This window comes from Nitrospirillum bahiense, assembly GCF_007828025.1.
Taxonomy (GTDB): Bacteria; Pseudomonadota; Alphaproteobacteria; order Azospirillales; family Azospirillaceae; genus Nitrospirillum; species Nitrospirillum amazonense.
Genome location: NZ_VITO01000001.1, coordinates 240,171 through 256,928 on the forward strand (window position 1 = coordinate 240,171; position 16,758 = coordinate 256,928).

17 protein-coding genes are annotated in these 16,758 nt (G+C 67.1%); 10 read left to right on the plus strand and 7 right to left on the minus strand.

Translation table 11 applies throughout. The features are described from left to right. Window positions 1-6: 6 nt before the first annotated feature. The 3 genes from FBZ88_RS00995 to FBZ88_RS01005 all read right to left on the minus strand — a co-directional run bounded on the left by FBZ88_RS00995 (window position 7) and on the right by FBZ88_RS01005 (window position 1,647). Window positions 7-603 (minus strand): Maf family protein, encoded by a 597-nt coding sequence (locus FBZ88_RS00995; protein WP_088873191.1) that lies wholly within the window; start codon window positions 601-603, stop codon window positions 7-9. A gap of 47 nt (window positions 604-650) precedes the next feature. Continuing rightward, window positions 651-869 (minus strand): translation initiation factor IF-1, encoded by a 219-nt coding sequence (gene infA, locus FBZ88_RS01000; protein ID WP_044559220.1) that lies wholly within the window; start codon window positions 867-869, stop codon window positions 651-653. A gap of 220 nt (window positions 870-1,089) precedes the next feature. After that, the gene (locus tag FBZ88_RS01005; protein ID WP_145615000.1) at window positions 1,090-1,647 is read right to left on the minus strand and encodes a thermonuclease family protein; all 558 of its coding nucleotides are present in this window, start codon (window positions 1,645-1,647) and stop codon (window positions 1,090-1,092) included. 231 nt (window positions 1,648-1,878) lie between these two features. Between FBZ88_RS01005 and cysQ the strand changes: the two genes are divergently transcribed. From cysQ to FBZ88_RS01035, 6 genes are all read left to right on the plus strand, one after another. Beyond that, window positions 1,879-2,679 (plus strand): 3'(2'),5'-bisphosphate nucleotidase CysQ, encoded by an 801-nt coding sequence (gene cysQ / locus FBZ88_RS01010; RefSeq protein ID WP_246138435.1) that lies wholly within the window; start codon window positions 1,879-1,881, stop codon window positions 2,677-2,679. A gap of 128 nt (window positions 2,680-2,807) precedes the next feature. After that, window positions 2,808-4,124, plus strand: a complete 1,317-nt coding sequence (locus tag FBZ88_RS01015) for an SAM-dependent methyltransferase (RefSeq protein WP_145615001.1) — start codon at window positions 2,808-2,810, stop codon at window positions 4,122-4,124. A 154-nt stretch (window positions 4,125-4,278) separates the two neighbouring features. Then, window positions 4,279-5,781 carry a replicative DNA helicase gene (locus FBZ88_RS01020; protein WP_186464134.1) on the plus strand — a complete coding sequence of 501 codons (1,503 nt, stop codon included), beginning with the start codon at window positions 4,279-4,281 and terminating at the stop codon, window positions 5,779-5,781. A gap of 19 nt (window positions 5,782-5,800) precedes the next feature. Continuing rightward, window positions 5,801-6,946 (plus strand): alanine racemase, encoded by a 1,146-nt coding sequence (gene alr, locus FBZ88_RS01025; protein ID WP_246138436.1) that lies wholly within the window; start codon window positions 5,801-5,803, stop codon window positions 6,944-6,946. 56 nt (window positions 6,947-7,002) lie between these two features. Then, window positions 7,003-7,773, plus strand: coding sequence for an MlaE family ABC transporter permease (locus tag FBZ88_RS01030; RefSeq protein ID WP_145610143.1), 771 nt, complete (start codon window positions 7,003-7,005; stop codon window positions 7,771-7,773). Further along, window positions 7,770-8,564, plus strand: coding sequence for an ABC transporter ATP-binding protein (locus tag FBZ88_RS01035; RefSeq protein WP_145615004.1), 795 nt, complete (start codon window positions 7,770-7,772; stop codon window positions 8,562-8,564). Before FBZ88_RS01030 ends, FBZ88_RS01035 begins: the two co-directional genes overlap by 4 nt. A 27-nt stretch (window positions 8,565-8,591) precedes the next feature. On the opposite strand, the gene FBZ88_RS01040 is transcribed toward FBZ88_RS01035, so the two are convergent. Both FBZ88_RS01040 and FBZ88_RS01045 read right to left on the minus strand, forming a co-directional pair. Then, entirely contained in the window at window positions 8,592-8,960 is a 369-nt protein-coding gene (locus FBZ88_RS01040; protein ID WP_145615005.1) for a hypothetical protein, read from the minus strand. A gap of 236 nt (window positions 8,961-9,196) precedes the next feature. Further along, on the minus strand, window positions 9,197-10,573 hold the full coding sequence (locus FBZ88_RS01045; protein ID WP_246138437.1) for an amidohydrolase family protein: 1,377 nt from the start codon (window positions 10,571-10,573) through the stop codon (window positions 9,197-9,199). Window positions 10,574-10,802: 229 nt separating this feature from the next. Here FBZ88_RS01045 and radA point away from each other — a divergent pair, with 229 nt between their 5' ends. From radA to purF, 3 genes are read left to right on the plus strand one after another with little or no spacing between them, the layout of a single operon-like run. Further along, the gene (radA, locus tag FBZ88_RS01050; protein ID WP_145615006.1) at window positions 10,803-12,230 is read left to right on the plus strand and encodes a DNA repair protein RadA; all 1,428 of its coding nucleotides are present in this window, start codon (window positions 10,803-10,805) and stop codon (window positions 12,228-12,230) included. 6 nt (window positions 12,231-12,236) lie between these two features. Then, complete coding sequence (locus FBZ88_RS01055) at window positions 12,237-12,935, plus strand: CvpA family protein (RefSeq protein WP_145615007.1); 699 nt, start codon at window positions 12,237-12,239, stop codon at window positions 12,933-12,935. 60 nt (window positions 12,936-12,995) lie between these two features. Further along, window positions 12,996-14,450 (plus strand): amidophosphoribosyltransferase, encoded by a 1,455-nt coding sequence (purF, locus tag FBZ88_RS01060; protein ID WP_145615008.1) that lies wholly within the window; start codon window positions 12,996-12,998, stop codon window positions 14,448-14,450. A gap of 114 nt (window positions 14,451-14,564) precedes the next feature. On the opposite strand, the gene FBZ88_RS01065 is transcribed toward purF, so the two are convergent. After that, the gene (locus tag FBZ88_RS01065) at window positions 14,565-15,041 is read right to left on the minus strand and encodes a hypothetical protein (RefSeq protein ID WP_145615009.1); all 477 of its coding nucleotides are present in this window, start codon (window positions 15,039-15,041) and stop codon (window positions 14,565-14,567) included. Window positions 15,042-15,635: 594 nt separating this feature from the next. Between FBZ88_RS01065 and FBZ88_RS01070 the strand changes: the two genes are divergently transcribed. Next, window positions 15,636-16,022, plus strand: coding sequence for a hypothetical protein (locus FBZ88_RS01070; RefSeq protein ID WP_145615010.1), 387 nt, complete (start codon window positions 15,636-15,638; stop codon window positions 16,020-16,022). 15 nt (window positions 16,023-16,037) lie between these two features. Here FBZ88_RS01070 and FBZ88_RS01075 read toward each other — a convergent pair whose 3' ends face one another. Continuing rightward, window positions 16,038-16,679 (minus strand): hypothetical protein, encoded by a 642-nt coding sequence (locus FBZ88_RS01075; RefSeq protein WP_145615011.1) that lies wholly within the window; start codon window positions 16,677-16,679, stop codon window positions 16,038-16,040. Window positions 16,680-16,758: the final 79 nt, after the last annotated feature.

Below are 16,758 nucleotides of genomic sequence, written 5' to 3' on the forward strand. Positions count from 1 at the left end.
GGCCCATCACGCGGCCAAGAGCGGATCGATGCCGGCGGCACGCAGCAGGGCCGCCGTCTCGAACAGCGACAGGCCCACGACATTGCTATGGGAACCGACCAGCCCGCGCGCGAACAAGGCGGCCCGGCCCTGGATGGCGTAGCCGCCGGCCTTGCCCACGCCCTCGCCACAGGCGAGATAGGCGTCGATCTCGGCGCGGCTCAGTTTCTTGAACAGCACGGCGGTCTGCACCAGCCGGGTGCGCACCTTGCCCGCCGCGTCGATGACGCACAGGCCGCCATAGACGCGGTGGCGGCGGCCGGACAGCAGATCCAGGCAGCGGCGCACGTCGTCGGCGCTTTCCGCCTTGGGCAGGATACGGCGGCCACAGCCCACCACCGTGTCGGCGGCCAGCACAACCGACCCCGCGCTGCGGGCGGCCACCACCTCCGCCTTGGCCTTGGCCAGGCGCAGGGCGTGATGGGCCGGCAGCTCATCCACCAGCGGGCTTTCGTCGATGTCGGCCGGGTCGATGCCGGCCGGCGTCACCCCGATCTGGGCCAGCAGTTCCCGACGGCGCGGGGAACTGGACGCCAGCACCAGCGGCGGGAGCTGTCGTGGCATCCGCCCCGTCCCGTCCGCTTGCACGCGCACCATGGGCAACCGTCCGCTTACTTGAAGCGGAAGGTGATGCGGCCCTTGGTCAGGTCGTAGGGCGTCATTTCGACGTTGACCCGGTCACCCGCCAGCACGCGGATGCGATTCTTGCGCATCTTGCCGGAGGTGTGGGCCAGCACTTCGTGTTCGTTATCGAGCTTGACGCGGAACATCGCGTTCGGCAGCAGTTCGGTCACCGTGCCGGAAAACTCGATCAAATCCTCCTTCGACATAACTTCCTTTCAGGAAAAAACGGGTGGACTGCGGGATACGCGCAATTTCGGCGACATAGGTGATGGCCCCGGCGGTCGCGGTCAAGTGTTTTCCAGGCGGCAGCAGGGGTGCGCCCGCGTCTTTGCGCGGCACTGTGGCTCTGGCCCCCTATCGCGCCCCCCGATCATATATTGGTGGCATCCCGGTGGATTGCAGGCCGCTGGCGTCTTCAGGCCGGCCTCACGGCTGGCCTGAGGGCTTTTTCCTGGGCTTGCCGGTGGCATCGGCCTCCAGCGTCGCCTGCCGGTCGCGCCACAGCCAGGGCGGTTCCACCCGCCCCCCCCACATGCCGGCGCGATGGCTCATGGCCAGGACCTGGGTGTTGTAATAGTCCGGCGTCAGGGCGGTGTAGGCCAGCGCCCAGCCGGCCCGCACCATGATGCCGGCGACATCGCGCCCCTCCACCGTGCACACACCCAGGCGCCGCTGCTTGGGCGGGCTTTCCTTGGTGGTGCAGCGGACGATCTTGTCCTGGACAACGGCCTGCAATTCCTTGGTCGCCTGGGCGAAACAGTCATAAGTGGCGCCGCGCCGGTTCTGGCAGGTTTGGCCGGGGTCGGGCGCGTCGATACCGTACAGCCTGATCTCCCCCCCATCGACCAACAGGGTGTCCCCCTCGGTCGCCTGGGCATGCCCCTCAATGACATCGCCGCCCCCCCCGACAGGGGGCGGTGGGGCGGCCAGGGCGTCGGCGGACACGGTGAGGACGGCGATGAGGAGGGGAAGCGTCAGTCTCATGGGCACCAGTCTAGCACCCGCCGCCGTCGCCCGCCGCCCTCATCGCGTGGGTTCGGAGCGCGGTTGGCGCCGCCCAATGGTCCTGTCCTTAAAATGCGGCTTAAAATTGGACAGCCGCGCGCATGAGAGCCGCGCGTGGGCGTCCGGGTTTGGACTGTTGCTGAGCGGGGGCCCGATGCACTATTCCCCTCCCCGATCACCCCGCGACACTACAGAGATAGGCTTGGCCCCATGACCACCGCCCCCGTCCTCGCCCGAATGGACCTTGTCGCCCTTCTGGATGGCATCGCGGCGCTGGCGGTCGAGGCGGGCCACGCCACCCTTCCCTTCTATGAGGGCGACCACGGCGCCAAGGCCAAGTCGGACGGCAGCCCCGTCACCCTGGCCGACCACGCCGCCGAGGCGGTCATCCTGCCCGGCCTGGCCCGCCTGACGCCCGCCATCCCGGCGGTGTCGGAAGAGGCGGCGGAGCGGGGCGAGATTCCGGCCGTGGCGGCCCGCCAGCCCTTCTGGCTGGTGGACCCGCTGGACGGCACCAAGGAATTCATCAAGCGCAATGGCGAGTTCACGGTGAACATCGCCCTGGTCGACAAGGGCCAGCCCGTGCTGGGTGTGGTCTACGCCCCGGCCAGCGGCGAGCTGTTCGCGGGTTCCCTGGCGCCCCAGCCCCTGGCGTGGCGCCAGCGCGCGGGTGGGGAGCGGGAGGCTATCGCCTGTCGCCCGCAGCCGCGCGCCGGCGTTACCGTCGTCTCCTCCCGCTCCCACGCCAATGACGAGGCGCTGGCGGCCTATCTGAAGTCCTATTCGGTGGCCGAGACCCTGGCCTGCGGCAGTTCCGTCAAGTTCTGCCGCATCGCCGAGGGCGTGGCCGACCTCTATCCCCGCTTCGGGCCGACCTGTGAATGGGACACTGCCGCCGGCCACGCCGTGCTGCTGGCCGCCGGCGGCGGCATGACCACGCCCGAAGGCGACCCTTTCCGCTACGGCAAGGCCGGCTTCCGTAACGGTCCCTTCATCGCCCACGGGAAATAAGGCCGAGGCACAGGCGAACCCTGCCCTTTTGAGTAAATCTTAGAGCTAATAGACCCCCTGGCCTCCCGCTCGCAGACTACCTACATGTCTTTGATATGCAGGTGATTTGAGACGAGGGAGCCTTCGGCATGCTCTTGGCCAGCCTGTTCCGGTCCCTGATCAAGACCGGCCATCTGACACTGATCGACGCCCACGGCCGCCGCTACGAATTCGGCCGGCGCGACCCGGACGCCCTGCCGGGCGGAGTCAGCCCCGGGGGTATCGCCGACGGCGGCCCCGCCAGCTACGGCCCCGTCACCGTGCGCGTGACCGATCCCAGCCTGCACTGGAAGCTGGCGCTGGCGCCGCGCCTGTACGCCGGCGAGGCCTACATGGACGGCACGCTGGTGATGGAGGAGGGCAGCATCTATGACCTGCTGGCACTGGTCACCCGCAACAGCGGCTGGCAGCATATCGGCTGGTCCGACTACCTGATGGGCCCCATCGAGACACTGACGCGGTACGCCCAGCAGTTCAACCCGGCGCACCGGTCCAAGGCCAACGTGGCCCACCATTACGACCTGTCCGGCAAGCTCTACTCCCTATTCCTGGACAGCGACCGCCAATATTCCTGCGCCTACTTCCCCACGCCGGAGACGACGCTGGAGGAGGCGCAGAGCCTGAAGAAGCGGCACATCATCGCCAAGCTGCGGCTGGAGCCGGGGATGAAGGTGCTGGACATCGGCTGCGGCTGGGGCGGCATGGCGCTGGAGATCGCCCGCCAGGTTCCTGCCACCCAGATCCTGGGCATCACCCTGTCGGAGGAGCAACTGGCCGTCGCCCGCCAGCGCGCCATCGACGAGGGCGTCACCGACCGGGTGAGGTTCGAGCTGGTGGATTATCGCCACCTGAAGGGCCAGGGCTATGGCGGTCATTTTGACCGTATCGTCTCGGTGGGCATGTTCGAGCATGTGGGCCTGCCCCACTATCCCGAATATTTCGCCGCGGTGCGCGACCTGATGACGCCCGAGGGGGTAGCCCTGATCCACTCCATCGGCCGCCTGGACGGGCCGGGCGCCACCAACCCCTGGATCCGCAAGTACATCTTCCCTGGGGGCTACGTCCCTGCCCTGTCGGAGGTCATGCCGGCGGTGGAGAAGGCGCGCGTCGTCACCACCGACATCGAAATCCTGCGCCTGCATTACGCCGAGACCCTGCGCGCCTGGCGCCACCGCTTCCTGGCCAAGGCCGATGAAGCGGCCGCGCTGTATGACGAGCGTTTCGTGCGCATGTGGGAATTCTACCTGGCGGGGTCGGAGTGCGCCTTCCGCTACCAGGGGCATATGGTCTTTCAGATCCAGCTGTCCAACGCCCTGGCTGCCGTGCCCCTCACCCGGGATTATATCCACAGGGCGGAGGAGGCCATGGCACCGCGCGCCCACACGCCAGCGATGGTGGCGGAATAAAGGAAAATCAAAGTTTAAGGGCGGGAATGCCACCCCTTTTCCGCTCTTATCCCCATGATTATCCCCCTGTGGATAAAATCCATCCGCATGTTGCACTTGCCGTGCGCGCGGCGGCCGGCTATGCCATGCCTCCCCCGCTGCTACACTGATGCCCATGGACACCAAGTTGACCGACCCCACCGCCCCCACCGGCGCGTTGCCCTATCGCACGCCGCCCCATAACCTGGAGGCGGAACAGGCGCTGCTGGGCGCCGCCCTGGTCAACAACAAGGCGCTGGAGAAGGTGGCCGAGTTCCTGCGGCCGGAGCACTTCTTCGACCCCGCCAACGGCCGCGTCTTCGCCGCCATCGCCAAGCTGGTGGAACGCGGGCAGATCGCCAGCCCCCTGACGCTGAAGGCCTATTTCGAGCAGGACGCGGACCTGAAGGAGATCGGCGGCACCGAGTACCTGGCCCGCCTGGCCGCCGGTGTCGTCACCGTCAGCAACGCCGAGGACTACGGCCGCATCATCCATGACGCCTACCTGCGCCGGCAGCTGATCGACGTGGGCGAGGACATGGTCAACGCCGCCTACAAGCACGACCTGGACGTGGTCGCCACCGACCAGATCGAGGAGGCGGAGAAGAAGCTGTTCGACCTCGCCTCCACCGGCGACGCCCAGGGCGGCTTCATCCCCTTCGAACGGTCGCTGAAGGCGGCGATCGAGATGGCGGAGGCGGCCTACAAACGGTCCAGCCACGTCACCGGCGTCACCACGGGGCTGCGCGACCTGGACGGCAAGCTGGGCGGCCTGCACCCCTCCGATCTCATCATCCTGGCCGGCCGCCCCTCGATGGGTAAGACGGCGCTCGCCACCAACATCGCCTTCAACGCCGCCCGCGCGCACATGAAGAGCAGCGGCAAGGAAGGCGCACCGGTCGGCTTCTTCTCGCTGGAAATGTCGGCGGAACAGCTCGCCACCCGTATCCTGGCCGATGAGGCCGAGGTCAGCGGCGACAAGATCCGCCGCGGCGAAATCCACGGCAGCGACTTTCCCCGCTTCATCGAGGCCAGCAACTACATCTCCAAGGTGCCGTTCTTTGTGGACGACACGCCGGCCCTGTCCATCACCGCCGTGCGCACGCGCGCCCGCCGCCTGAAGCGCACCCACGGCCTGGGCATGATCGTGGTCGACTACCTGCAGCTGCTGCGCGGCGGCGGGATCAGCAAGACCGACAACCGCGTGCAGGAAATCTCGGAGATCACGCGCGGCCTGAAGGCCATCGCCAAGGAGCTGGACCTGCCGGTGATCGCGCTGTCGCAGCTGTCGCGACAGGTGGAAAACCGCGAGGACAAGCGCCCGCAGCTGTCGGACCTGCGCGAGTCGGGCTCCATCGAGCAGGACGCCGACGTGGTCATGTTCGTCTACCGCGAGCAGTACTATCTGGAGCGTGCCGAGCCGTCGCGCCGCCCGGAAGAGGCGGAAGACAAGTTCAACGACCGCTACCAGCGCTGGCAGCAGCGCCTGGAAGAGGTGCACGATACGGCCGAGGCCATCATCGCCAAGCAGCGTCACGGCCCGGTGGGCACCGTGCGCCTGCACTTCCATGGCGAGTTCACCCGCTTCTCCGACCTCGACACCCACCACGCCCTGGCCGGTGCCGGCGACGATTACTGAGGAGCCGGGGGTGTCGTCCGTGGATTTTCCAAGCCAGGTGCCGGCCGGCGCCGGCGCCGTCCTGGCCATCGACCTGGATGCCATCGCGGGCAATTGGCGCGTTCTGCGCGACCATGCCCAGCGGAGCGGCCGCGCGGTCGAATGCGCCGGCGTGGTTAAGGCCGACGGCTATGGCCTGGGTGCGGTGCCCGTGGCGACGGCCCTGGCCGGGGCCGGCTGCCGCAGCTTTTTCGTCGCCGACCTGGAAGAGGCGACCACCCTGCGCGCGGCGTTGCCGGACGCGCGCGTCCTGGTCCTGCACGGGCCCGCGGCGGGCACGGAGCGGGAAATGGCGGCCTTGGGCCTCACGCCCGTCCTGAACAGCCTGGACGATATCGCCCGCTGGCGGGCCACGGCCGTAGCGCTGGACCGCCCCCTCGCCGCCTACATCCACATCGACACGGGCATGAACCGCCTGGGCCTGGACGACCGCGGCGCGCGGCACCTGGCGGCGGACCCAGCCCTGTTGACCGGCCTCACGCCGGCGGGGTGGATGAGCCACCTGGCCAGCGCCGACGTGGCCGGTGACGGCCTCGCCGCCGAGCAGGACGCCCGCTTCCGGGCGCACTTGGCCCGGCTGCCCGGGGCGCCGGCCAGCTTGGCCGCCTCCTCCGGCATCTTCCGGGAGCCGGCGCTGCTGCACGATCTGGTGCGGCCGGGGGCGGCCCTGTACGGCGTGAACCCCACGCCGGAGGCGCCCAACCCCATGGCGCCGGCGCTGCGCCTGCTGGGCCGCATCCTGCAGGTGCGGGAGGTGCCGGCCGGGGCCACGGTGGGTTATGGCGCGACATATCGCACCACGGCGCCAGCGCGCCTGGCCACCATCGCGGTGGGCTACGCCGACGGCTACTTCCGGGCCCTGGGATCCTCGGGCCATGTCACCATCGCCGGCGTGCGGGCCTCCGTGGTGGGCCGCATATCCATGGATCTGCTGAGCGTGGATGCGACGCGAGTCCCCCCGGAAGCCCTGGTTCCCGGCGCCTTCGCCGAGCTGATCGGCCCCGATCGGCCGCTGGACGACGTGGCCGCGGATGCCGGCACCATCGGCTATGAAATCCTAACAGGGCTTGGCCGGAGGTTTTGCCGCGTGTATCAGGGGGCATGGCCTGTTGCGGCGCACCCGTGACGGGACAATGGCAGTTCGAGATTGTAAGTCCCTTATATGACTGAGGAGCGGAGCGGATGGGGTTCTTGAGCGGGATCGGCCGGGCCACCCTGGTGTTCCTGGCCGCAACCGGGCGGCTGGCCCTGTTCACGGCGCGCGGCCTGTCGCACTGCGTCCGTCCCCCTTTCTATCCACGCCTGCTGGTCCAGCAGATGCGGGAGATCGGCTACAACAGCCTGCCCGTGGTGGGGCTCACGGCCCTGTTCACCGGCATGGTGCTGGCGCTGCAAAGCTATACCGGCTTCGCCCGCTTCAACGCCTCCAGCGCCATCGCCACCGTGGTGGTGCTGTCCATCACCCGTGAGCTGGGGCCCGTCATGGCGGGCCTGATGGTGGCGGGCCGTGTGGGCGCCGCCATGGCGGCCGAAATCGGCACCATGCGGGTGACGGAACAGGTCGATGCGCTGACCACCCTGTCCACCAACCCGTTCAAATACCTGGTGGCGCCCCGCCTCCTCGCGGGCACGCTGATGCTGCCCTGCCTGGTGCTGGTGGCCGACATCATCGGCGTCTTCGGCGGCTATGTCGTCAGCATCTACCGCCTGGGCTTCAACCCGTCGGCGTACCTGACCAGCACGGCGCAGTACCTGCAGACCATCGACGTCGTCTCCGGCTTGGTGAAGGCGGCGGCTTTCGGTTTCATCATCGCGCTGATGGGCTGCTACAACGGCTACCATTCCAAGGGCGGCGCCCAGGGCGTGGGTGCAGCCACCACGCACGCCGTGGTTTCCGCCTCCATCATGATCCTGATGATCAACTATCTGCTGACGGGGCTGTTCTTCTCATGAGCACGGTATCCCCCCACTCTGGCACCCCCAAGATTGAACTCATCGGCGTCAAGAAGGCCTTCGGCCCGAAGAAGGTGCTGGACGGCGTGGACCTCAGCGTCGCCAAGGGTGAGTCCTTCGTCATCATCGGCGGTTCGGGCACCGGCAAGTCGGTGATGCTGAAATCCATCCTGGGCCTGCTGCGTCCCGATGCCGGCACCATCAAGGTGGATGGGGAGGAGACGACCCACATCGGCGGCCGCGCCCGCGACCGGGTGATGACCAAGTTCGGCATGCTGTTCCAAGGCGGCGCGCTGTTCGACAGCCTGCCCGTCTGGCAGAACGTGGCCTTCGGCCTGATCCAGGGCCAGGGCATGAAGCGGTCCCAGGCGCGCGACATCGCCATCGAAAAGCTGGCCGCCGTGGGCCTGGGCCCCGATGTCGCCAACCTGTCGCCGGCGGAACTGTCGGGCGGCATGCAGAAGCGCGTGAGCCTGGCCCGCGCCATCGCCACCACCCCCGAAATCATCTTCTTCGACGAACCGACGACGGGCCTGGACCCCATCATGGCCGACGTCATCAATGACCTGATCGTGAAGTGCGTGCGCGACCTGGGCGCCACCGCGCTGACCATCACCCACGACATGGCCAGCGCCCGCAAAATCTCGGACCGCATCGGCATGCTGTACCAGGGCAAGCTGATCTGGCAGGGCCCCACCAGCGCCATCGACGACAGCGGCAACGCTTACGTCGACCAGTTCATCCATGGCCGGGCCGAGGGCCCGATCCAGATGCAGGTGAAGCTGGGTTAAGGTGCCCTGACGTCCAAGAGAGAAAAACTAGGCGGCGACCCTTCCCCAGCCGGCCGTGGCCATTTCCGCCGGCAAGTCCACTTTTTGCCCTGCCGCCCAGGCATAGGCGGTGGCCATGTCGCTGAAGGCGCGCAACTCATGCCCGGGGATGAACACGCGGGCCAGGTTCAGGAGAAAGCGCAGGCCGGCGTTATGGCTAACCACCGCCGCGCGGCCGCCGGCACGGCCGCGCATGGCCTCACCCATTATGGCGCCCATGCGGCGGATGGCATCCGGCGATACGTTGCCGACATGCAGCCGCAGGTCGGTCACGCTGTTCCACGTGGCGACGTCCATATTCCAGGCCAGGATTTCTTCAATGTAATCGGCGATGGTTTCCCCGCCGACATCGTCCATGATCAGAACACAGATGATCCTGGATGAAGGATTCAATTTATGCTGTATTTTATACATTTCCGCACTGCCACCGGAAACGAGGACGGCGGAAGGGGTAACACAGCTGAAACTTTATCGGCATGATCATTTTACCGGTCACAATTTCAAAAACGTGACCGGCTTAGCTACATAGGTAGCAGACAGGCGGCGCCAATACTGGACAATGCCCCACACCAACCTTTCCCAGAGACATTTGTTCAGTCGACGTCACCCGCTTCTTCCGGGGCGATGGGCCGGAAGTCGGCACGGTTGTACCGGCGACCGCGCTTCACCGTGTAAACGACGCTGCGCAGATTGGCGATGTCCTGGGTCGGGTCCTTGGCGACGAACACCAGGTTGGCCAGCTTGCCCGCCGCCACCGTGCCCATGCGCGACTCCAGGTTCAGGGCGCGGGCCCCCATTTGCGTGCCGGCCTGGATCGCTGCCAGGGGCGTGAAGCCGGCCTGGCGGACCAGCAGCTCCAGTTCCTCATGCAGGGCGGGATAGGCATCGGCGGCGGGCGTCTCGCCATCCGTGCCGGCGGAAACGGCCACGCCGGCGGCATGGGCCTGGGCGGTGATGCGGGCCGCCAGTTCACCAGGGCAATAGGATCCGGGCGGGTTGGGCTTGCCGGCCCAGCGCTTGTCACCCTCGGCATAGACGCGCACGGTGGCGTCCAACACTTGGCCGTGGCGCTTCATGCCGTCAAACAGCCCGGTCAGAATAGGGTCGGGATTGCCGATACGGGCCGGGTCCACCGGCGCGCGGTCATGGTACTGCGTCGGCTTCACCGGTAAGGCCTGGTAGGCCAGCATGCAGGCGTGGGACAGCACATCCACGCCGGCCTTGATCTCCTCCGCCGGGGTGGCGGGGAAGACCATGGCATGGGCCCAGACGCGGAAGCCCTGGGCGTGCGCCTCGTGCGTGATGCCGGCCACCAGGTCGGCCGGCAGGTTGGCGTAAATCTTGATGGCACTGGCACCGGTGCCGCGCGCCAAGGCCACCGCCACCTTCAGGTCCGTGGCCGGGGTGATGGCCTGCATCCACGGCACCTCCCCCGGCGTATCGCCCTTGGCCGACGCCGCCGTGCGCGGGTCCTTGAAGAAGCTGGGGCCGGCCATCAGGGCCGCGTAATAGATGTCCGGCGCCGGGATTTCGCCCAGCAGCGCCGATCGCGACAGGTCGGCCAGCGCGCGGGTATCGCCCGCCATGTCGCGCTCCGCCGTGACACCGCCATAGACCGCCCGGCGCAGCAGCGCCTCCTCCGCCTTGCGGTTGGGCACGGTGGCGAGATGCACATGGGTGTCGATCAGGCCGGGCAGGACGTAGAGGCCGCTGGCGTCCACCACCGTGGCACCCTGGGCAAGCTCGGCCGGCACTTGGCCCACGGGCGCCACCAGGGCGATGTCCTGGCCCTTGGTCACGACCGCCATGCCGGCACGCGGCGCCACCCCCGTGCCGTCGATCAGGGTGGCGCCGCGATAGATCACCACCGGCTCGGGCGTCGGCCGCGTCTCCTGCGCCGCAGCCATGGGCGGAACCAGTACGGACGAAACCAGCAGGGCGGAGCGGAGAAGCGTGGTGACGGGCTTCAAGGCGGTACATCCAGACAGGAAATGGGTGGCCGCAACTGTGGGCGCCAGGCTGCACGCTGTCAATTCGGGGCGGCATCGCGGCATGACGGTCCACACCATCCTGTCGTGCGTACCGCACGCCCCTACCCCCTAAATCTAGTGGCTGTATACCCGGCGCCGGGGTGGCGGTTCCGTCACCTGAGCTGTTATGATGGCGACCGCCAGAATATCCCGTCAGGAACCCTTTCCCGTGGCCCGAAACACCAACCGCTATGTCTGCCAGAGCTGCGGCACCGCCCACCCCAAGTGGAGCGGCCGGTGCGAGGGCTGCGGCGCCTGGAATACCCTGGTGGAGGAGGCTGCCCCCGAGGCGGCGCCCAAGGGTCTTGGCAACAAGGTGCAGGGCCGCCGGCTGGAATTCGTGGAGCTGTCCGGCGTATCGGAGCAGGCGCCGCGCCGCATGACCCTTATCCGGGAATTCGACCGGGTGTGCGGCGGCGGCCTGGTGCACGGCTCGGCCCTGCTGGTGGGTGGCGACCCCGGCATCGGCAAGTCCACGCTGCTGCTGCAGGTCATCTGCCGCCTGGCCCAGGGCACGTCCTGCGCCTATATCTCCGGTGAAGAGGCCGTGGACCAGGTGCGCATGCGGGCCTTGCGCCTGGGTCTGGCGGCGGCGCCGGTGAACTTGGCGGCCGCCACCAACGTGCGCGACATTGTGGCGTCGCTGGACGCGGCCGATGGCCCCCGCGTGGCGGTCATCGACAGTATTCAGACCATGTATGTGGACACGCTGGACAGTGCGCCGGGCACGGTGGCCCAGGTGCGCGCCTCGGCCTCGGAATTGATCCGGGTGGCCAAGCGTCGGGGCATTACCCTGCTGATCGTGGGCCATGTCACCAAGGACGGCCAGATCGCCGGCCCCCGCGTGCTGGAGCACATGGTGGACACGGTGCTGTATTTCGAGGGCGAGCGCGGGCACCAGTTCCGCATCCTTCGCGCGGTGAAGAACCGCTTCGGCGCCACCGACGAGATCGGCGTGTTCGAGATGGCGGAGGATGGCCTGCGCGAGGTCGCCAACCCGTCGGAGATCTTCCTGGCGGAACGGCGCGGCGACGTGACGGGCACCGCCGTCTTCGCCGGTATGGAGGGCACCCGCCCCGTGCTGATGGAGGTTCAGGCCTTGGTGGCGCCGTCGCCCCTGGGCACGCCCCGCCGGGCGGTGGTGGGCTGGGACACGGCGCGCCTGGCCATGGTGATGGCGGTGCTGGAGGCGCGCTGCGGCCTCGCCATCGGCGCCAATGATGTGTATCTGAACGTCGCCGGCGGCCTGAAGGTCACGGAGCCGGCGGCGGATTTGGCGGTGGCCGCAGCCCTGGTCTCCTCCCTGACGGGGGAGCCGGTGCCGGCCGACGCGGTGGTTTATGGAGAGATCGGGTTGTCGGGGGAGATCAGGGCGGTGAGCCAGAGCGAGACGCGGCTGAAGGAGGCGGCGAAGCTGGGCTTCGGCACGGCGCTGGTGCCCACCCGGCGTAAGGGGTCGGGCGGCGATGCCGGCATGCGCCGCATCGAGCTGCACCACCTGTCGGACCTGCTGCCCCTGTTCCAGGCCGCTCCCGCACAGAAAAGCGCATCGCCCAAGAACACACCCAAGGCCGTATCCGGCGGCGGGCGGGGCTGAGGCATCATGGATATCAACGGTCTGAACCCCCTGGACATCGCGGTCGTCGTCATCGTCGTGCTGTCGGCCCTGCTGGCTTTCGCCCGCGGTTTCGTGCGCGAGGTGCTGTCGATCGGCGCCTGGGTCGGGGCTGCCCTGGTCACGCTGTATGCCTTTCCCCTGGTCAAACCCTTCGTACGCGCCCATATCGAGCGTCAGATGATTGCCGACGGTGTCGCCATCATCACCCTGTTCGTGGCGGCCTTGCTGGTGTTGCAGATGATCTGCCACACTCTGGCGGGCCGGGTCAGCGACAGCGCCCTGTCGGCCATCGACCGGTCGCTGGGCTTCGGCTTCGGGGTGGTGCGCGGTGCGGTGCTGGTCAGCCTGGGCTACATGCTCATGGGTTACATCTGGCCGGACAACAAGCCCGACTGGCTGCGCGATGCGCGCACCCGGCCGGCGCTGGAGGCCGGGGCGGACATGCTGCGCACCCTTGCGCCGTCCGACCTGCGGCACGAGGGTGAAGGACGAATTGACGCCGCCCGGATGGAAGCCGAGCGGGCCCTGGCCGCCAAACAGGACTTGGAACGGCTTCAAACCCCGGCGATCACCCCTGCGGGGAACGCGGGTGCCAAGCCGGGTGAACAGGGCTATAACGACCGCGAACGCACGGGGCTTGATCAGCTGATCGAGAATTCCGTCGATAAGAGGAAGCCGGAGTAAGGGTTCCTCGCAACGGACCGCAACGTATCAAGCTCGCGCGAAAGGCGCTGGTGACCGCACATGCTGACCACGAACCCCTTCGACGACGACAAGTTGCGCGAGGAATGCGGCGTCTTTGGCATCCTGGGCGCCACGGACGCGGCCGCCCTGGTGGCCCTGGGCCTGCATGCCTTGCAGCATCGCGGCCAGGAATCGGCCGGCATCGTCGCCTTTGACGGGGAGCATTTCGCCGTCCACCGCGCGTTGGGCCAGGTCGGCGACAACTTCAGTTCCGAGGCGGTCATGCGCCCCCTGAAGGGCAACGCCGCCATCGGCCATGTGCGGTACGCCACCACCGGCGACACCGCGTTGCGCAACGTGCAGCCGCTGTTCGCGGACTTTGAGTTCGGTGGTTTCGGTCTGGCGCACAACGGCAACCTGACCAACGCCATGACGCTGCGCCGCCAATTGGTGCGCCGCGGCTGCCTGTTCCAGTCCACGACCGACACCGAGGTCATCGTCCACCTGATGGCGACCGCCCGGGGCGGTAGCGTCATCGACCGCATGGTCGAGGCCCTGCGCCAAGTCGAGGGCGCCTATTCCCTGGTCGCCATGGCCAAGGACCAGATCATCGGCGTGCGCGACCCGCGCGGCGTGCGTCCGCTGGTGCTGGGCATGCTGGGCGACGCGCCGGTCCTGGCGTCGGAAACCTGCGCCCTGGACATCATCGGCGCTGAGTTCGTCCGCGATATCGAGCCGGGGGAGATGGTGGTGCTGACCGCCGCCGGGGTGCAGAGCCTGCGCCCGTTCCAACCGGAAAAGAGCCGCTTCTGCATTTTCGAGTACATCTACTTCGCCCGGCCCGACAGCCTGGTCGAAGGGTCCAGCGTCTACAAGGTGCGCAAGGCCATCGGCGCGCACCTGGCCCAGGAAAGCCACGTGGACGCCGACGTGATCATCCCGGTGCCGGACAGCGGCGTGCCCGCGGCCATCGGCTATGCCGAGGAAAGTGGCATTCCGTTTGAGCTGGGCATCATCCGCAACCACTATGTCGGCCGCACCTTTATCCAGCCGACAGACAAGATCCGCCACCTGGGCGTCAAGCTGAAGCACAACGCCAACCGGCACTACATCCAGGGCAAGCGCGTCATCCTGGTGGACGACAGCATCGTGCGCGGCACCACCTCGGTGAAGATCGTGGAGATGATGCGGGCGGCCGGCGCGAAGGAGGTGCACATGCGCATCTCCAGCCCGCCCACCCGGCATTCCTGCTTCTACGGCATCGATACGCCGGAAAAGGAAAAGCTGCTGGCCCACAAGCTGTCGGTCGAGGAGATGAACCGCTACATCGGGTCCGACAGCCTGGCCTTCATCTCCAACGATGGCCTGTACAAGGCGCTGGGCCACGCCGGCCGCGACGCCAGCGGCCCGCAGTATTGCGATGCCTGCTTTACCGGCGACTACCCCATCCCGCTGACCGATTACGAGGGCACGCCGGGTGGTGAAGTCGCCTTCCTGGCGGAGCGCCGGGCCTAAGCGCCACGCCAAATAGTTCTGTGCACAAACGAACGCCCCCGGAGTCTTCTTCCGGGGGCGTTTCGATTCCCCCATCCCCCGACGCGCCGGGGCGGTGCGTAGGATGATCCCCGCTTATGTCCGGAGTTTGGGCGGGGTACCGTCCTCCGCCTTCTCCAGATGCCAATCCAGAGACTTCATCTCCGGCGGCAGGGCGTCTTGCCCGGACGCCCAAGCAAAGCCTTGCCGCATGTCGGAGAAGTGCCGGAGATCATAGCCCCGCATATAAACACGGGCCAGATTCACCAGGAATTTCTGGCCGGCGTTGTAGCTTACAACAGCGATCCGATTGCCTTCGTTGTCCGGAGATCGCTTCAGCGTTCCCGACTCTTCTTTTTCATTAAGTAGCTTGGACATTCGCTCCAAAGACGAATGATGGATGTTGCCGATGAATGACCGCAGATCAACCAGGCAATTCCAAGTCCGGCCAACAGCGCCGCCCTGTATGATCTTCCCGATGTGATCCGCTATTTCATCGCCATCCACATCCCCACTATAGATAATGCATATTAACCGCAATTGCGGAAAAAGCCGGTAATCAGCCCTGTGCATTAACCCTGTCCTACCGCGATAGGCAAAGGCTCCGGCCCGCTGTGTTGGTGCAGATTGGGCGTTGCGATCAGGTCCGGGAGCTTTATTCTATCAGGTCTTAATCAAACTTTTACCTGAACGGATGTACCGCTCTGGGGAGAAGCTACACGTACTTGGATGGTGGCTTGGCCCGAGGAGGATCACCGGCCTGCGCCAGCTTTGGGATTTTTTCAGCACCCCCGGTGCGCCCGTCTCAACTGCCTGCGTCTTCCGCGGGTGGGACACGACCCGCACACCCCGATCCCATCAACCGTCTTAATCCCTAACAACGACGGTACCTTGGAACGCCATTTCTATGGTCGTTCCGGACACCGGCGCCCTTATGCGACCCCGTGACATCAGGAGTGGTCAAGGAGTGTTCCGACTGAACGCGAGATTGAACATGGCACGTTTTTTCGTGCCAATGAAGCACAAAATTTCGTGCTGCCGTCTTTCTCTTGCCGCCACTCCCCCTTCCCTCCGTCCGCGCTTCGAAGGGCCGCGCGCGACGCCATGACGGGACTGAAGGACAGGTTGCGCCAGGTTCGAGAGCACCTGGGTGAAACCCAGAAAAGCATGTCCGCCCGGTTTGCCCTGGGCGTGAACACCTGGCAGGGATACGAGCGCCTGGGCAAGCTGCCCAAAGGTGAAACCCTGGCCCGTCTGCTGGAACTGGACATCTCGGTGGACTGGCTGCTGACCGGCCACGGCAACATGCACCTGACGGGCAACCGGCCAGGGCTGGACGCCCAGTTGCTGAGCCAGATCATCGATGGTGTGCTGACCCTCCACGCCCATGACGGGCTGCGCAGCATGCCGACGGAGCAAGGCCACCTGATCAGCCGCATCTACGACCGCCTGATCGCGATCCCCGATGACAGGGAAAGGCGCGGCGCCCTGCGGTATGCGCTGGAACAGGCGCGGGAGGATCTGTTCAGGGCGGTGACCGACGGGCCACCGTGAGGAAGGGCCGGCGCCTCAGGTGGGCGTCGGCCTCACCGCCACAATGGGCGGCAGTTGGGTGACGCCCAGGCCCAGGGCGCGCAAGGCGGTCTCGTCCCGCGGCTGCCGGGGGCCGCCGGTCTGTCGCAGGGCGTTCAGGTCTATGCCCGTGGCCTGGCGCACCCGCTCCACCACCGCCGGCGGCGCATCCGGGCCCGCGCTGAAGTCGAAGACAGCTTCCGGCGTCACCAGGCGCTTGGGCGCGGCCGCCAACCACCACACGCAGGGGCCGGCGCAAGGGCCGTCGATGATGACGGTGATGCCCCGGTCGACGATGGTTTGCGCCAGGTCGGCCGCCGCCTGCGCGTCACCGCCCCCTTGCGACCAGATCACCAGCGTCTGGGCATCGACCGACGTGATGCGGGCAATGGTGTCCCGCATCACGGTGGTCTTGGCCTCGCCATGGGCGCATACCAGGTTCTGCCCGCCAACGCCCACGCCGGCGCCCTTCGCGTTGGGCCTGTGGCCATAACTCCAGCAATTCAGGACCTGCTGGATAATGGGATCGGTCTCGCCGGGGCGCGCGGGCGGAAGGAAGTCGGCCCGGGCCGGCATATCGCCGGCCGCCAGCGCCACCAGAACACCAAGCGCGAGGACAAGTCGAGGAAAGAGAGCCATGGCTGCTGTCCGGGCGGGAATGAACGGGATTGACCTTATATGGCGGCGGGGCCCGGTATTCCAACGGAATGCCCCGTCA